The organism is Cellulomonas sp. ES6, from assembly GCF_030053835.1.
In the GTDB taxonomy this organism is placed as follows: domain Bacteria; phylum Actinomycetota; class Actinomycetes; order Actinomycetales; family Cellulomonadaceae; genus Cellulomonas.
In genome coordinates, this window is record NZ_CP125655.1 from 3,751,455 (window position 1) to 3,765,836 (window position 14,382).

General features: G+C 75.5%; 19 protein-coding genes. 11 read left to right on the forward strand and 8 right to left on the reverse strand.

Annotated features, from left to right (window positions below):
- Nucleotides 1–24: 24 nt before the first annotated feature.
- The 3 genes from P9841_RS17385 to P9841_RS17395 all read left to right on the forward strand — a co-directional run bounded on the left by P9841_RS17385 (nt 25) and on the right by P9841_RS17395 (nt 3,550).
- Nucleotides 25–756: a DUF998 domain-containing protein gene (locus tag P9841_RS17385; protein WP_283319837.1), complete on the forward strand. Its 732-nt coding sequence runs from the start codon at nt 25–27 to the stop codon at nt 754–756.
- Complete coding sequence (locus tag P9841_RS17390; protein WP_283319838.1) at nt 753–1,316, forward strand: TetR/AcrR family transcriptional regulator; 564 nt, start codon at nt 753–755, stop codon at nt 1,314–1,316. Before P9841_RS17385 ends, P9841_RS17390 begins: the two co-directional genes overlap by 4 nt.
- Nucleotides 1,317–1,492: 176 nt before the next feature.
- On the forward strand, nt 1,493–3,550 hold the full coding sequence (locus P9841_RS17395) for a fibronectin type III domain-containing protein (RefSeq protein ID WP_283319839.1): 2,058 nt from the start codon (nt 1,493–1,495) through the stop codon (nt 3,548–3,550).
- Nucleotides 3,551–3,653: 103 nt separating this feature from the next.
- On the opposite strand, the gene P9841_RS17400 is transcribed toward P9841_RS17395, so the two are convergent.
- Nucleotides 3,654–4,064, reverse strand: a complete 411-nt coding sequence (locus tag P9841_RS17400; protein WP_283319840.1) for a VOC family protein — start codon at nt 4,062–4,064, stop codon at nt 3,654–3,656.
- Between the two features lie 89 nt (nt 4,065–4,153).
- Here P9841_RS17400 and P9841_RS17405 point away from each other — a divergent pair, with 89 nt between their 5' ends.
- Entirely contained in the window at nt 4,154–5,134 is a 981-nt protein-coding gene (locus P9841_RS17405) for a helix-turn-helix transcriptional regulator (protein WP_283319841.1), read from the forward strand.
- A gap of 53 nt (nt 5,135–5,187) precedes the next feature.
- Here the strand turns inward: P9841_RS17405 and P9841_RS17410 are convergent, their stop codons facing one another.
- Nucleotides 5,188–5,616 (reverse strand): type II toxin-antitoxin system PemK/MazF family toxin, encoded by a 429-nt coding sequence (locus tag P9841_RS17410; protein WP_283319842.1) that lies wholly within the window; start codon nt 5,614–5,616, stop codon nt 5,188–5,190.
- A gap of 129 nt (nt 5,617–5,745) precedes the next feature.
- Between P9841_RS17410 and P9841_RS17415 the strand changes: the two genes are divergently transcribed.
- Both P9841_RS17415 and tehA read left to right on the forward strand, forming a co-directional pair.
- Nucleotides 5,746–6,633 carry an HNH endonuclease gene (locus P9841_RS17415; protein WP_283319843.1) on the forward strand — a complete coding sequence of 296 codons (888 nt, stop codon included), beginning with the start codon at nt 5,746–5,748 and terminating at the stop codon, nt 6,631–6,633.
- Between the two features lie 144 nt (nt 6,634–6,777).
- Complete coding sequence (gene tehA, locus P9841_RS17420; RefSeq protein WP_283319844.1) at nt 6,778–7,749, forward strand: dicarboxylate transporter/tellurite-resistance protein TehA; 972 nt, start codon at nt 6,778–6,780, stop codon at nt 7,747–7,749.
- Between the two features lie 16 nt (nt 7,750–7,765).
- Here the strand turns inward: tehA and P9841_RS17425 are convergent, their stop codons facing one another.
- A complete protein-coding gene (locus tag P9841_RS17425; protein WP_283319845.1) occupies nt 7,766–8,164 on the reverse strand; it encodes a VOC family protein in 399 nt (132 codons plus the stop codon).
- A gap of 103 nt (nt 8,165–8,267) precedes the next feature.
- On the opposite strand from P9841_RS17425, the gene P9841_RS17430 reads away from it, so the two are divergent.
- Nucleotides 8,268–8,882 (forward strand): TetR/AcrR family transcriptional regulator, encoded by a 615-nt coding sequence (locus P9841_RS17430; RefSeq protein WP_283319846.1) that lies wholly within the window; start codon nt 8,268–8,270, stop codon nt 8,880–8,882.
- A 58-nt stretch (nt 8,883–8,940) separates the two neighbouring features.
- Entirely contained in the window at nt 8,941–9,906 is a 966-nt protein-coding gene (locus P9841_RS17435) for a DUF5692 family protein (RefSeq protein ID WP_283319847.1), read from the forward strand.
- 25 nt (nt 9,907–9,931) lie between these two features.
- Here the strand turns inward: P9841_RS17435 and P9841_RS17440 are convergent, their stop codons facing one another.
- On the reverse strand, nt 9,932–11,296 hold the full coding sequence (locus P9841_RS17440; protein WP_283319848.1) for an FAD-binding oxidoreductase: 1,365 nt from the start codon (nt 11,294–11,296) through the stop codon (nt 9,932–9,934).
- Nucleotides 11,297–11,400: 104 nt separating this feature from the next.
- Here P9841_RS17440 and P9841_RS17445 point away from each other — a divergent pair, with 104 nt between their 5' ends.
- From P9841_RS17445 to P9841_RS17455, 3 genes are read left to right on the forward strand one after another with little or no spacing between them, the layout of a single operon-like run.
- Nucleotides 11,401–11,688 carry a DUF1905 domain-containing protein gene (locus P9841_RS17445; RefSeq protein ID WP_283319849.1) on the forward strand — a complete coding sequence of 96 codons (288 nt, stop codon included), beginning with the start codon at nt 11,401–11,403 and terminating at the stop codon, nt 11,686–11,688.
- 28 nt (nt 11,689–11,716) lie between these two features.
- A complete protein-coding gene (locus tag P9841_RS17450; RefSeq protein WP_283319850.1) occupies nt 11,717–11,953 on the forward strand; it encodes a hypothetical protein in 237 nt (78 codons plus the stop codon).
- A 35-nt stretch (nt 11,954–11,988) separates the two neighbouring features.
- Nucleotides 11,989–12,291 (forward strand): DUF1905 domain-containing protein, encoded by a 303-nt coding sequence (locus P9841_RS17455; RefSeq protein ID WP_283319851.1) that lies wholly within the window; start codon nt 11,989–11,991, stop codon nt 12,289–12,291.
- Between the two features lie 16 nt (nt 12,292–12,307).
- On the opposite strand, the gene P9841_RS17460 is transcribed toward P9841_RS17455, so the two are convergent.
- The 4 genes from P9841_RS17460 to P9841_RS17475 all read right to left on the reverse strand — a co-directional run bounded on the left by P9841_RS17460 (nt 12,308) and on the right by P9841_RS17475 (nt 14,258).
- Nucleotides 12,308–13,144, reverse strand: coding sequence for a hypothetical protein (locus P9841_RS17460; RefSeq protein WP_283319852.1), 837 nt, complete (start codon nt 13,142–13,144; stop codon nt 12,308–12,310).
- 49 nt (nt 13,145–13,193) lie between these two features.
- A complete protein-coding gene (locus P9841_RS17465; RefSeq protein WP_283319853.1) occupies nt 13,194–13,616 on the reverse strand; it encodes a type II toxin-antitoxin system VapC family toxin in 423 nt (140 codons plus the stop codon).
- Nucleotides 13,613–13,840 (reverse strand): FitA-like ribbon-helix-helix domain-containing protein, encoded by a 228-nt coding sequence (locus P9841_RS17470; RefSeq protein WP_283319854.1) that lies wholly within the window; start codon nt 13,838–13,840, stop codon nt 13,613–13,615. Before P9841_RS17470 ends, P9841_RS17465 begins: the two co-directional genes overlap by 4 nt.
- A gap of 64 nt (nt 13,841–13,904) precedes the next feature.
- Nucleotides 13,905–14,258, reverse strand: a complete 354-nt coding sequence (locus P9841_RS17475) for a CBU_0592 family membrane protein (protein WP_283319855.1) — start codon at nt 14,256–14,258, stop codon at nt 13,905–13,907.
- Nucleotides 14,259–14,382 lie beyond the last annotated feature (124 nt).

Sequence of the window (14,382 nt, forward strand, 5' to 3'; positions counted from 1 at the left end):
GGTGCCGGGACGGGACGAGGTGCGATGAGCCTGCGTGAGGTGCGGACCGCACCGCCCGACGGAGTCCGTGGGCTGCCGCGCCGACGTCGTCTTGCGGCCGGCGCGGCGTGGGCGGCGATCGTCCAGTACTTCGTGCTGCTCGTCGTCGTCCAGGCGGCGTGGACCGAGCCGTACAGCCCGGTGCGTAACGCGATCAGCGACCTCGGCGCGGTCACCTGCGGCCCGTACTCGGGGCGCGAGGTCTGCTCGCCGTGGCACGTCGCCGCGAACGTCTCGTGGGTGGTGGCGGGGCTGTCGATCTGCGCGGGGCTGCTGCTGGTGCGGCCGGTGTTCGGGCGCGCCGTCCGAGCACGCGTCGGGACGGCCCTGCTCCTGGGGTCGGGCCTCGGGCTCGCGACCGTCGGGCTCCACCCGGAGGACGCCAGCCCGCTGCACGTCCCGTCGGCGGTGGCCGCGATCGGGCTGGGGCTGCCCGCGATCGTGCTGCTCGGGTCGACACTGACGTCGGTGGACACCAACCGCGCCGTGGGGTGGCTCGGGATCGCACTCGGCGCGACGGGCCTCGCCGGCCTCGCGCTCACCGTCGTCACACCGCACCGGCTGTTCGGGCTGTTCGAGCGGATCGTGGCCTACCCGATCCTCATCTGGACGATCGTCGTCGGGGTGACGACGCTCGTGCACGCGATCCGCGGGCGGGCGCCCGCCGGCGCCGAGCGCGGGGGAGCGGCGGCGGTGGCCGGGGTGGCCGGACGGTGAGCGTGCGACCCACGAGGCGCGAGGTGGACGAGGCGGTCCTCGACCTCACCGCAGGCCTGATCGCCCGGCACGGCCCGGAGGCGACGTCGGCCCAGCGGGTCGCGGACGCCGCGGGGATGTCGAAGGCGTCCGTCTTCAGCCGGTTCGGGAGCATGGCGAACCTCCGGCAGGAGGCCGTCCGGCAGTGCATCGAGGCCGGCCGGGCGGCGTCCCTCGCGGTCGCGGGCCTCCCGGCGGGCGCCGACCGGGAGGAGGCCGCGATCGTGGCGCTGCTCGACGCCGGCCTGCGTCGGCCCGGGTTCCTGGCGCTGTCGATCGCGTCGATGACGGTGCGCGATCCCGGCGAGCTGCGCGACCTGGCGGGGCTCGGCGACATCCTGCTGCGGATGTTCGACCTGGAGGTGCCGGCCGGCCGGAACGACCCCGGGCGCCTGCTGAACGCGATCGGTGCGGTCGGCGTGGTCGCCGTGCTCGGGCTAGCGCACGGCGAGTACACCGACGCCGCGACGGCGCGGCCGGTGATCGTCGCGGCGGCCCTGGGCGCGCTGCGAGCGGGGTGATCAGGCGCCGACCCGGGCGGCCGGGTCGTGCACGCCGACGGGGGTGGTTTCACCCACGCGGGGCAAGAAACCCGACCGCGACGCTTCACCTCTGCGGGTGACGTGCCGACAAGATGATGATGTGTCACCGAGCGTGGCGCGTTGCGAGCCGTTGTTCCCGACCGAGAAGAGCCACCATGTTCAGGCCCGGAGCCCGCACCCGCGCGACCAGGGGGTGGCGGCGGATCGCGATGATCACCGCCGTGCTCCTGCTCGCCCCGACAGCCGCCGTCACGGCCTCCACGACCGCGCTAGCCGCCGGTGAGGCCGCAGGCGGGACGACGGCCGGTGCTGCCGTCCCGCTGCCGGTCGCGAGTCTCGACTCCAGCGTCGACGTCACCAACGCCGGGTCCAGCTCGACGGGATCGCGGAACGCCGGCGTCCAGCCGTACTGGAACAACACCACCTGGTTCTCGTACACCCCGGCGGAGACGGTCCGGGTGTACATCCGGGCGACGTCGCTCTCCCCGGGCGGCTGGGACAACACGCTCGAGGTGTGGACGGCCGCGGGCACTCTCGTGGCGCAGAACGACGACTCGTACAGCCTGGACGCCGCCGTCACGGTGACGCTCACGGCGGGCGTGGACTACCGGATCGCCCTGGGTGCCTTCCAGCCCATGTACAAGGGCACCGCGCGGCTGACCTTCGCGACGCGCGTCCCGAGCCCGCCGCGCGACGTGCAGGCGACGCCGGGCGACGCGTCGGTCGCCGTCTCGTGGACCGAGCCCGAGGACCTCGCCGGCGGCGTGACGTCGTACGAGATCCTCTGCACTCCCGAGGGCGGCACGGAGTCGCTGTGCATGAGCGTGTCCGGCACCCCTCCGATGACGTCGGCGGTGGTCAGCGGTCTGGACAACGGCGTGTCCTACGGCATCCGCGTCACGGCCTCGAACGTGATCGGCCCGTCGGACCCCGCGGCGGCGCCGTCGTCCGGCGGCACCGTGCCGCGGGCGGTGTCGGCGGTCGCACTCGGCACGAGCGTCGCGAGCCCGGCCAGCGGTGAGCCGTTCGACGTGACCGCGTCCGTGACGGCCGGCGGCTCGCCCGTCGACGGCGGCACGGTGGACCTGACGGTCGCCGGGACGGTCCACGCGGGGCTGCCCGTCGTGGACGGCGTCGCCACGGTCACCGGTGTGCAGCGACCTGCGGGGACGACCGCGCTGGCGGCCACGTTCTCCGGGACCGAGTCGGTCGCCGGGTCGAGTGCCTCGTCGTCGGTCGAGGTGGTCAAGGCCGGGCAGACGGTCACGATCGACTCCCCGGGGACCGACCTGACGTACGGCGGCACCCCGGTGCAGCTCGTCGGCCGGTCGTCCGCGGACCTGCCCCTCACCTTCGCCGCCTCGGGCGCGTGCACCGTCTCCGACGGGTACCTCCAGCTCACGGGGGTCGGCGGCTGCGAGATCGTCGCGACGCAGGCCGGCGACAGCGAGACGGAGCCGGCCTCCGCGAGCATCCAGGTCACGGTCGGCAAGCGCGCCCAGCACCTGACGCTCCCGGGGCTGACCGGGCTCACCGTCGGCTTCGCGCCGATCCCGGTCGCCGACGTCTCGGACGTCGGCCTGCCCGTCACCGTCACCGCCACGGGCGCGTGCCGCCTGGTCGACGGGGCCGTCGTCGGCACCCGGGCCGGTGAGTGCGAGCTGGTCGCGACCGCGGAGGGCGACGAGGTGACCCTGCCCGCCACCGCCACGGTCTCCGGGACGATCGCGGCCGTTCCCACCGCGCCGACGGTGCCCACCCCGGCGCCGTCCGTGCCCGCGACGGTGCAGGCCGAGATCGGGCGGGGCCTCGGCGCCGTCGCGCAGGGCACGCCGGTGTCCGCCACCGGCACCGGGCTGCTGCCGGGCTCGGAGCTGGTGCTCGAGGTCCACTCGACGCCCCAGGTGATCGGGACGGCGACGGTCGGTGCGGACGGCACCGCGACCGTGACCGGGCTGCTGCCCGCCGGGCTCGAGGCGGGCGACCACCGCCTGATCGCCGTGGGCACCGCCCTCGACGGCAGCCGTGCCGAGTTCGTCATCCCGTTCACGCTGGCGGCCGACGGGACGTTCGCGCGGATCGCCGACCAGTCCCTCCCCGCGCTCGCCGTGACGGGGTCCGAGGTCGGGTCCGCGGTCGGGCTCAGCGTGCTGTGGCTCGTGGCCGGCGCGGGGATGGTCCTGGTCGCGCGACGGAGGCTCGCCCGGCGCTGACCCCCGGCGCTGACACCCCGGTGCCGACCCCCGGCGCGCGCGTGGCTGCGCGCCGGGGGTCGGCCAGCGTGCACGGGGCGCGGGTGGGCGGGCGGTGCGGGTGCTACGCCCGCGGGCCGTCCGCGGGCCGGGCGCTGCCTGCGGCCTCGACGGGAGCGAAGAAGTTGACCAGGTTCCCGTCGGGGTCCCGCACCAGGAGCGACCGGTTGCCCCACGGCATGTCGGTGGGTCGCTGCACGATCGTGTCGACCTCGCCGCGCAGCGCCTCGTAGGTGGCATCCACGTCGTCGACCCGGAAGTCCAGGGCGACGCTGCGGTTGGCTCGCGCCTCGGCCGCTCCGTCGCCGAGCAGGGGGACCGTCGCGGTGCTGGCGACGGCCAGTGTGCCGCCGGGGGTGCGGAGCTCGGCGAACAGGGGGTGCAGCCGGGTCGCGGCTACGCCGGTCGTCTTCTCGTAGAAGGCGACGAGCGCGTCGACGTCGTGGGTGAAGATGCGGGTGGCTGCCAGGTGCATGGCGGGGTCCTCTCGTCCGGGTCGTGTCCTGCGCACGCTAGGCGTGATACCGGGCGAGATCTGTCCTGGTTCCGGCGATGATGAGCGGTGTGGCCGACCCGACCCTGCGCGCGCTGAGGCTCTTGGAGCTCCTGCAGTCCGCCACGCTCTGCTCGGTGGCCGACCTGGCGGACCGGCTCGGCGTCGACGAGCGGACGGTCCGCCGCGACGTGCGGCGGCTCACGAGCGCCGGTGTCTGCGTGGAGTCCGTCCGCGGCCGGTACGGCGGCTACCGCCTCGCGCCGGGGTCCCAGGTGCTGCCGATCGTGTTCAGCGGCGAGGAGGCGGCCGCGGTCTTCCTCGCGCTCGCGGGCGCGGACCCCGTCGCCGAGGAGGCCGGCACCGCGGTCCGTACCGCGCGGAGCAAGGTCCGGCGGGCGATGCGCCCCGCCGACGCCGGGCGCGGCGACGCGGTGCTCCGGGCGGTCGCGCGCGGCACGCCGCACGGCCGCACCGATCCAGAGCCCGCGGTGATGCTGACGCTCGCCGAGGCCGTCGAGTCGCGGCGGGCCGTCGAGGTGCGGTACCGCGACCGCCACGGTGACCCGTCACGGCGCACGATCCACCCGCACGAGCTGGTGACGCGGTCGGGACGCTGGTACGTCGTGGCGACCGACCCGGCGGCGGGGGAGGAGCGGACGTTCCGCGCCGACCGGGTCGTCACCGCCCGCGCCCTCCTGGAGACCTTCGCCGCCCCCGAGCGGGACGACGCCGCGGCGTGGCTGGTCGAGCACTTCGCCGCGGCCGACTACCGCTGGACCGTCGTGCTGCACGTCCACGCCACCGAGGACCACGTCCGCGCGCACCTGCCGCCGACCGTGGCGCGGCTGGAGCCGCTCGTGCCGACGGCGCCCGAGGGGGGCGCACCGTGGCACCGGGTGGAGATCCACGCCGACCGACTCGACTGGATCCCCGCGGTGATCGCGTCGCTCGGCTGCGAGGTCCGGATCGAGAGCCCGGACGAGCTGCGGGACCTCGTCCGCGCGGCCGCGACCCGCATGATGGGTGCGGCGCAGGGGCATCGAGCGTGATCCGTCTGGCCGTGCCCCGGGTCCCGCGCGCTGCCGGCCTCGACGACCAGAGGTCAGCGCCGCCCTGTCCGCTCGTACCACGCCAGCCACGCCGCCCCCGCGTCCCCGATCCTGCGGCGCAGGGCGGAGCGCCGGACGCGCATCGGCCGCAGGTCCACCCAGCTGCCCCGGGTCAGCCCCGGCAGGGGGTGCGGCACGCGCGCGTAGTCCGTGGGCCGCGCGGACTGGTCCTGGGAGGTCAGCCGCGCGACCGTCACCCACCGCCCGCGCCGCGCCAGGACGACGACCGGCCGGTCCTTCGCGCCCGTGCCGTCCCGGTAGGGCACCATCGCGAACCACACCTCGCCCGGGCGGGCGACCGGGGCGCCGGCCCGGCCGATCAGGCGGAGCAGCAGGACGACCCCGCCGGCCGCGAGGACGAGCAGCCACGGGCGGTCGGCGAGGACGTCGCGGAAGGCGTCGGGGACGACGGAGTCGATCACGGCACGGAGTGTGCCAGGGCTGTCGGGAGCCGGGCGCGGTCGCCGTGCCGGGCCGGGCGCTGACGCGACCCTGCCGCGTACGGACCGCGGTGCTTGCGCTGGTCACGGACGATCTGGTCAGCTGCGGGCGTGGACACCGCCGCCGAGAGCGCCCTGCGCGAGCAGATCATCACCTGGGTGCGCGAGCGGGCCGAGGCGAACGGCGGGTTCCTCCACCGCGAGCAGCTGCTCGGCTACCGCACGGGCGGACGCCGGCTGCCGATCATCGACTACTCGCGCGGTATCCGGAACCCCGCGGACTTCGGCTCGACGCTGTCGATCGTCTCGACGGCGAACGGGCCGTACGACGACGTCGAGAGCAGCGACGGGCTGCTGCACTACGCGTACCGGAAGGGCGACCCCTTCGGCGGGGACAACGCCAAGCTGCGCAACGCGCTGGTCACGGGTATGTCGCTCATCCTGTTCCGCAAGGAGGTCGCGAACTACTACACGCCGATCGCCCCGGTGTACGTCGTCGACGACTATCCCGAGGAGCGGACGTTCCTCGTCGCGCTCGACGAGGCGTTCCGGTTCATGGGCGACCTGCGGGAGCTCACTGTCGCCCAGCGGGCGTACGCCGTGCGGCTCGCGAGGCAGCGCCTGCACCAGCCGGCGTTCCGGACCCGGGTGCTCCTGGCCTACGAGACGCGGTGCGCGATGTGCAGGCTCGCGCACGGATCGCTGCTGGACGCCGCGCACATCGTGCCGGACGGGGAGGAGAACGGGCTCCCGACGACGCCGAACGGGCTCGCGCTGTGCAAGATCCACCACGCTGCGTACGACCAGGACCTGCTCGGGATCACGCCCGACTACGTCGTCCAGCTCGACCGCGAGCTGCTGGACGAGGTCGACGGACCGATGCTCCGGCACGGTCTCCAGGCGATGCACGGCCAGCGCCTCACCCTGCCGCGACGGCCGGTGGACGCGCCGTCGCGCGACCTGCTGGCGTGGCGGTGGGAGCGCTTCGCGGCCCGCTGAGTGCGGTCTGCGTGCGTGCCGGGGCGGCGCGCTCACGATGCGGTCCCTCATCGACCGGACGTCCGCCGCGCAGTGGACGTCCGGGGTCGCGGCGGGTCTACCGTCAGCGGTGTCCCGTCCCCGGCACCTCGGAGGGTCCTGCCCGTGCGCACGCTCCAGCGCGTCCCCGCGAGCTTCTTCGGCATGGTCCTCGGCCTGGTGGGCCTCGGCAGCGCGTGGCGATACGGCGCGACGATCGGGCTGGTGCCGCGCTGGGTGGGGGAGTCGGTCGTGCTGATCGGGTGCGCGGTGTGGTGCGTGCTCGCGGCGGTGCTGGTGTACCGGTGCGTGACGGCGTGGGACGGCGTCGTGCGGGAGTGGCGCGACCCGGGGCTGTTCTCGTTCCTGAGCCTGGTGCCGGCGGGCGGGATCCTCGTGTCGGTCGGGCTGCACCCGTACGTGCCGGTGGTCGCGGCGGTGCTGCTGTGGCTGGGCGTGGCGGGGCAGCTGGTGTTCGCGGCGGTGCGGTGCGCGCCGCTGTGGTCGGGGACGCAGCCGCTCGAGGCGACGACGCCGGGGTTCTACCTGCCGCTCGTGGCGGCGAACTTCATCAGCGCGATCGGTGTCGCGACCGTCGGGCAGGCGCAGCTCGGGTACCTGTTCCTGGGCGCGGGGGTGGTGTCGTGGCTGACGCTGGAGCCGCTGATCACGCACCGGCTGCGGACCGGGCCCGAGGTGGCGCCGCGGGCGCGCGGCGTGATCGGGGTGCAGCTCGCCCCGGCCTTCGTCGCCTGCTACGCGTACCTGGTGGTGGACGGCGGCGACGTCGACCCGGTGGCGCTGGTGCTGTTCGGGTACGGGGTGCTGCAGCTCCTGCTCCTGCTGCGGCTGTGGCGCTGGCTGCTCGCGGGCGGGTTCACGGCGGGGCTGTGGGCGTTCTCGTTCGGGCTCGCGGCCATGGCGAACACCGGCCTGCGGATCGCGCACGCCGAGGTGGACACCGCCGTGCGGGTCGTGGCCGTGGTGGTGGCGGCTGTGGGGACCGCGCTGCTGCTGGCGCTCGCGGCAGGGACCGTGGTGCTGCTGGCGCGGGGCCGGTTGGTGCCGCCGGCGACACCGGCGGCGACGCTGCCCTGAGGCGGCCCGCGCGCGGTCAGGAGCCGGCCGCCTCCGACGCGGGCAGCGGCCCGCGGCACAGGCAGAACGGGTGCCCGGCGGGGTCGGCGTAGACCTGGAACACCTCGCCGGTCGTGGCGGGGTCGGGCGCCGCCTGGAGCAGCCGCGCCCCGAGCCCCATGGCGCGCTCGTGCGCCTCGGCGAGGTCGTCGACCCAGACGTCGAGGTGGATCTGCTGCTGCTGCGGCCCGCCGGGCCAGACCGGCGGCACGTGGTCCGGGGCGAGCTGGAAGCCCATGCGCCACTCGCCGTCGACGACGACGCTGTGCCAGTCGTCCTCGGCCTCGACGGTGCCGTCGAGCAGGGCCGCCCAGAAGCCGCTCTCGGCGGCGAGGTCGGGGGCGTCGAACACGTGGATGAGCCGGTGCACGCGCATCGCAGCATCGTGGCACCGCCCTCCGGCACGGGGAAGGGGAGGGGTGCGCACGACGGGACGATCGTCCCATTGACGATGTGTCAATGCGTCCTACCGTGGTGCCATGACCAGCGGCGAGAGCACCCGGCGCACCGTCCTCGACCCCGAGGAGCGGCGGGCCGCGCTGCTCGACGCCGCGGAGCGTGCGTACGCCGAGCGCGGGCTCAGCCGCACCACCGTCAGCGACGTCGCCCGGGCCGCCGGCGTGACGCGCGGGCTCGTGTACCACTACTTCCCGACCACCGAGGACCTGCTGGACGCCGTCCTCGAGCGCCGGGTCGAGGCGTTCGCGGAGTCCGTGCGGGCCTGGGACGCGCACCGCACCGTCGGGGACGTCGAGGGCGCGCTGCGCGACGTCGTGGCGCTGTTCCGCGCCCAGACCGCCTCGGACGACCCGGTGCGGGCCGACCTGCACCGCCCGGAGAACGCGGCGCTGTACCAGCGCTTCGTCGACCGGGCCGTCGCGGCGGTCGTCGACACGCTCCAGGTCACCACCGTCGAGGCGTACTCCGCCCGGCACGGGCTGGCCATCGAGCACGTCCGCGCGACGTTCGTCGTGCTGGTGCACGGGCTCGTCGGCCTGGTCCGCACCGAGCCGGACGTCCCCGACGCCGTCCTGGCCTCGCTCGTCCGGCAGACCCTGCGGCTCGACCTGGTCGGACGACGACCGGCGCCCTGACCGGGCGCACACCCCGCGCCGCCGCTGGACGCGACGGCACCGCTCGCAAGGAGGCACCGTGTTCCTGTTCGACCAGATCCCCTGGTACTCGGCCCTGATGTGGTGCGTCGTGCTCGCCGCGCTCATCGGGCTCAACGAGGTCACCCGCCGCTGGCGCGCCGCCGGCCTGGCGTTCTTCGTGGCGCTGCCGGTGGTGCTGACGATCTTCGTCTGGCCCCACACCGCCGGGGCGGGCTCCTCCACCGGCACGTGGTTCCACTGGGTCAAGGTGTACTCGGCGCTCGCCGGGTGCCTCGGCTTCATGGCCCTGCGGTACCACCCGAAGCTGGCCGCGAAGCGCTGGGCGCTCGCGTTCCCGGCGGCGATCCTCGCCATCAACATCGCCGAGGCCGTGCTGCGCGACTTCCAGGTCGCCGGGATGTCCGAGGGCGTCGTCGACGGCGTCTACATGGTCCCCGGCCCGTGGAACGTCATGAACGGCGTCGCCGGCATCCTCAACCTCGTGACGATCTGCGGCTGGGCCGGGATCATGATCAGCCGCTCGCCGAGCCGCGACATGATCTGGCCGGACATGCTGTGGTTCTGGATCATCCCCTACGACCTGTGGAACTTCGCCTACGTCTACAACTGCGTCGGCGACCACGCGTTCTACGCGGGTGCGGCCCTGCTGATCTCCTGCACCATCCCGGCGTTCGTGTTCAAGCGCGGGGCGTGGCTGCAGCACCGGGCGCACACCCTGGCGCTGTGGATGATGTTCACGATGGCGTTCCCGACGTTCGTGTCGTCGTCGGTGTTCGCGGTGGAGTCCTCGCACGACCCGGCCGCGCTGTTCACCGTCAGCGCGATCTCGCTCGCGTCGAACGTGGCGCTCGCCGTCTACCAGCTGCACCGGATCGTGACCACGCGCCGCAACCCGCTGACCGGCACCGAGCTCTACCCGGAGCTGCCGGCGTACCGGAAGGTCGTCGCCGAGGAGCAGGCCGCCGTCGAGCGGCAGGAGCAGCGCGTCCTCGCCGCAGCCTGACCCCACCGGGACGTCCCGCCCGCCGTCACCCGGCGGGCGGGACGTTCTGGTTCCGGCGGAACAGGTTGCCCGGGTCGTACACCGCCTTCACCGCGGCCAGCCGGTCCCAGGTGGCACCCGGGTAGGCCGCGCGGACCCGCTCCGGCCCCTCGTCCGCGAGGAAGTTCACGTAGGCGCCCGGATTCCCCTGGTCGAGCAGGGCGGCGGTCTGCGCGACCCACGCCGCGCGGCGCTCGCGGTCGTCCGGTCCGTCCACGAACGCGGCGACGTTGCCCATGAGCCGGGCCGACCGGTGCGCGTACGCCGTGGCCTGCGGGTCCACCCGCGCGATCGCCCCGCCGAGCGCGCGGAGCTGCACCACCCGCATCCCGTCGACCGCGGAGAGCCGCTCCACCAGGCGCTCGGCGAGCGGCAGGTCGACGTGGTCGGTCAGCAGCGTCAGGGCGACGGCCCGCGGGTGGTACTCCGGGTCGGCGGGCGGGAACAGCTCGGGGTAGGGGACCGGGCGCACCAGGTCCGCCAGCGGCTCGCCGAACGCGCGCAGCGGCGCCAGCGCCGCGTCGGCCGCCTCGGCCGGACCCGACCAGCAGACCAGCGCCATGAGGACGAGCGACCCGTGGTGCTCGGCGGGCACGAACGGCAGCGGCGGGCAGGGCATGACGTTGACGATCGCGGACAGCTCGTCCGGGGCGGCCTGGGTCGCGGTGACGAACCCGGCGACCGCGGCGGGCGTGGCCGGCAGCACGAGCATCCCGCCGACCACGCCGTCCAGCGGGTGCAGCCGCAGCTGCAGCCGCGTCACGACGCCGACGTTCCCGCCGCCGCCCCGCAGCGCCCAGAACAGGTCCGGGTGCTGCTCGGCGTCCGCGCGCACCACCCGCCCGTCGGCGAGCACGACGTCCGCGGCCAGCAGGTTGTCGATCGTCAGCCCGTGCGCCCGCGAGAGGTAGCCGACGCCGCCGCCCAGCGTGATGCCGGAGACGCCGACCGACCCGGTGTCCCCGAACCCGACCGCGAGCCCGTGCGCCGCCGTGGCCGCCGTCACGGCACCCGCGGTCAGGCCCGCCCCGACCCAGGCGGTCCGCCGCTCGACGTCGACGTCGAGCTCCGTGAGGTCGCGCACGTCGACGACGATCCCGCCGTCCACCGACCCGTGCGCGGCGTTGCTGTGGCCGCCGCTGCGCACGGCGAGCGGCAGCCCGGACTCCCGGGCCACGGTCACGGCGGCGGCGACGTCGGCGTCGTCCAGCGGTCGCACGACGACCGCCGGGCGCGGGTCCACGCCGCCCGGCACGACGGCGCGCAGGGCGTCGTAGTCGGGGTCCTCGGGCGTGACCACCCGGCCGCGGAGGCGGGCGCGGAGGTCGGCGAGCGCGGTGCTGACGGACATGGGGGCTCCTGGGCGACGTCGGCGGAACCAGGGTCGCGCCGGGGGAGCGGCGGGGGCAAGGGCCCGGGCGGGCCGGCTCCCCGCCGCCTGGGTACGCTCGCCGGATGGACCTGCGGTTCACCGGTGAGGTCGTGTACTGGCGCGGGCCGGCGCCGTTCCACTTCGTGCCCGTGGGCGAGCAGGAGGCCGCCGCGCTGCACGCCGCGTCGGCGCTCGTGTCCTACGGCTGGGGCGTGATCCCGGTTGCGGTGACGCTCGGGCGGACGCAGTGGACGACGTCGCTGTTCCCGCGCGACGGCGGCTACCTGGTCCCGATCAAGGCCGCCGTGCGCCGGGCCGAGGACGTCGAGGTCGGCGACACGGTGACGCTCCGGCTCGTCGTCGCCACCTGACGGGCCGCGGCACGGCATGCTCGGTCCCGTGCCCGCTCCCCGCCGCCGCGCGTCCGCCCTCGTCGTCGCGGTCGTCGGTGCCGTCATCGCGGGGGTCGGTGCCTGGCTGCTGACCCGCCGGCCGAGCGGCTGGTTCGCGTACGCGCAGCTCAGCGAGCAGGTCTACCGGCCGGGCGCGGGGTCGTCGGCCGCGGGGATCGCGTGCGTCGTGGTGGGCGTGCTCGTGCTGGCCGGGGCGGGCTGGCTGGCGCTGCGGCGCCGCTGAGGGTGCGTGTCGGCGCCGTCGGGCACCATCGGGGCATGACCTTCGACTTCGAGGCGCCGCTGTGGGAGTGGGACGCCCGCCGCACCGAGCGGTGGACGTTCGTCAGCGTGCCCGAGGACGCGTCCGACGAGATCCTCGAGCGGGCCGGGGCGTTCGCGCGCGGGTTCGGGTCGCTGCGGGTCGAGGTGACGGTGGGCGGCACCACGTGGCGGACGTCGATCTTCCCCGACGGGAAGCACCGGGCGTACTCGCTGCCGGTGAAGCGGGCCGTGCGTGACGCGGAGGGCCTGACCACCGGCGGGCCGGTGCGGGTGCGGCTCCGGGTGCTCGACGTCTGACCGTGCCCGCCCGGCGTCAGGACCGACCGGCGCCCGGCGCGTCGGACGGCGCGTTCACGGTGTCCCCGTCGAACGCGAGCGGGTCGTCCGGCCCGACGGGGAACGCCTCCAGCGCCGGCTCGGCCAGCACCGCCGCGACCGCCTCCCGGGTGCCGCCGACGAGGGTCGAGTCGTGGTCGACCTCCGTCCCGACGCACCAGGCGCGGTCCTGCGGCCAGATCAGCGCGGGCGACTGGCCGTCGCCGTCGCCGGGCCCGCGGGCCACGTCCACCACGGCGTCGAGCGGCCCGGCGACCAGCAGGTAGTCGCGGGCGGGCAGGCGGAACCGCGGCGCGTCCCACTCGGCGTCGGTGAACGCGCGCGGCACGGGCTCGGTGCGGGCCACGCGCCCGTCGACGACGGTCATCCGCACGGAGCCGCCGTTGAGGGCGCCCCAGCCCTCCCACACCGCCATCAGGCACCGGTCGGCGGTCGCGGTGTGCGGGGCCAGCGCGCGGCAGAGCGCGGTGAGCTGGGGGAGGGCGAGGTGACCCTCCGCCGGTCGGCCGTGCGGCCAGAGCGCGGTGTCGGGGTCCGACGGATCCGCGTCGTCGCCCCCCACGAGGCGGTGCCACTGGACCAGCGGGTGCAGGGTGCGCCCGGTGACCGCGGCGACGTCGGCCCACCGCAGCGGCGCCCACGGCGCGTCATCCGGTGCGTCGGGGAGCGCCCCGACGACCGGGTGCAGCACCCGCGCGTACGCCTCGAACCCGCCCGGGAGCAGCCCGGTGACCGTGGTCCAGCGGCCGAGCCGCGGGCGGACCCAGTCGCCGGCGGAGACGTCGTCCAGCACGGCGGCGCGGTCGGTCCACATGCCGCGATCGTCGTCGCCGCGTCGCCCGCGCCGCAACCGACGGCGTGGCTCAGGGGCGGCCAGCCTCCCACGGGTCCACCAGCGGGAGGCCGAGCCCGGCGAAGTCACGGGTGTTCCGCGTCGCGAGCGTCGCGCCCCGGCTCGCGCAGATGGCGGCGATCATGCCGTCCTCGACGCTCAGGGGGCGGCCGGCGGCGCGCCTGGCCGCCTGGAAGCCGGCGTACCGGCGGGCGGCGTCGACGTCGAACGGCAGCACGGAGTCCCGGAACGACTCCGCCATGGCCTCGATCGCCCGGACGAGGCCGTCGCGCCGTCGCCCGGCGGGCAGGTGCTGAGCCCCGGTGAGGAGCTCGGCGACGCTGACCGCGGTCACCGCGGCGGACCCGTCCACGTCGTCGAGCCACCCGAGCACACCAGGGTCGGGCTCCGCGCGCAGCGGCTCGGACAGCACGTTCGTGTCGAGGACGATCACCCGAGATCGACCTCGCGCGGGGCCGACCGCGTCGGGAGCGTCAGGTCGTCGCCGCGCAGGTCGCGCGCGGCGTCGAGCCAGGACCGGGTCAGGCCGGTGTCGAGGACCGCCGCGCTGAGGATCGCGCGCGCCTCGGCCTCCATGGACCGGTGGTGGTGCGCTGCGCGCTCCTTGAGGCGTCGCTGCACCTCGTCGTCCAGGTTCCGCACGGTCACGGTCGCCACGGTGCCTCCCTCGATGATTGCTAGCAATGCTAGCAGTCGCCGAGAGGCGGGGTCGCCCCCGGGCTCAGGCGGCGAGGTCGACGGCGCCCAGCGGCCCGCCCGCGGGCGCCGGGTCGGGGGCGACGGTCGCCGGCGGGGTGTCGCCCGCGGCCCGCTCCGCCTCGCGCGCCCGCTGCCGTCGCGCGCGCAGCACCACGGCGACGGCGTGCACGCCGACGACGGCCCACACCGCGTTGGTGACGACCGACGGCCACACGCCGCTGCTCGCCGCGACCAGCCCCATGAACAGCCCGGAGACGACGTTCGCGAGCTGGTACCGCCCGGAGGTGGGGGCCCACGTGCCGCGGGTGACGAGGACGTAGGCGACGAGGCACGTGACCGCGCCGACCCAGCCGAGCGCGGTGACGAGAGCGGACACGGGCGTGCTCCAGGAAGGTCCAGGGGTGGGTGAGGGGGTGCCGGGCGTGCCGTCCCGCGGCCTCCCGACGGCACCAGTGTGCGTCCGGATCGGGTTCAGCACAATCGAACGATGATGCGACCGG

Excerpts from the sequence above, each read along its gene's own strand:
- P9841_RS17385 (WP_283319837.1), top strand. The coding sequence starts at position 25 with ATGAGCCTGCGTGAGGTGCGGACCGCACCGCCCGACGGAGTCCGTGGG.
- P9841_RS17395 (WP_283319839.1), top strand. The coding sequence starts at position 1,493 with ATGTTCAGGCCCGGAGCCCGCACCCGCGCGACCAGGGGGTGGCGGCGG.
- P9841_RS17400 (WP_283319840.1), bottom strand. The coding sequence starts at position 4,064 with ATGCACCTGGCAGCCACCCGCATCTTCACCCACGACGTCGACGCGCTC.
- P9841_RS17425 (WP_283319845.1), bottom strand. The coding sequence starts at position 8,164 with ATGCGCGTGCACCGGCTCATCCACGTGTTCGACGCCCCCGACCTCGCC.
- P9841_RS17430 (WP_283319846.1), top strand. The coding sequence starts at position 8,268 with ATGACCAGCGGCGAGAGCACCCGGCGCACCGTCCTCGACCCCGAGGAG.
- P9841_RS17440 (WP_283319848.1), bottom strand. The coding sequence starts at position 11,296 with ATGTCCGTCAGCACCGCGCTCGCCGACCTCCGCGCCCGCCTCCGCGGC.
- P9841_RS17445 (WP_283319849.1), top strand. The coding sequence starts at position 11,401 with ATGGACCTGCGGTTCACCGGTGAGGTCGTGTACTGGCGCGGGCCGGCG.
- P9841_RS17455 (WP_283319851.1), top strand. The coding sequence starts at position 11,989 with ATGACCTTCGACTTCGAGGCGCCGCTGTGGGAGTGGGACGCCCGCCGC.
- P9841_RS17460 (WP_283319852.1), bottom strand. The coding sequence starts at position 13,144 with ATGTGGACCGACCGCGCCGCCGTGCTGGACGACGTCTCCGCCGGCGAC.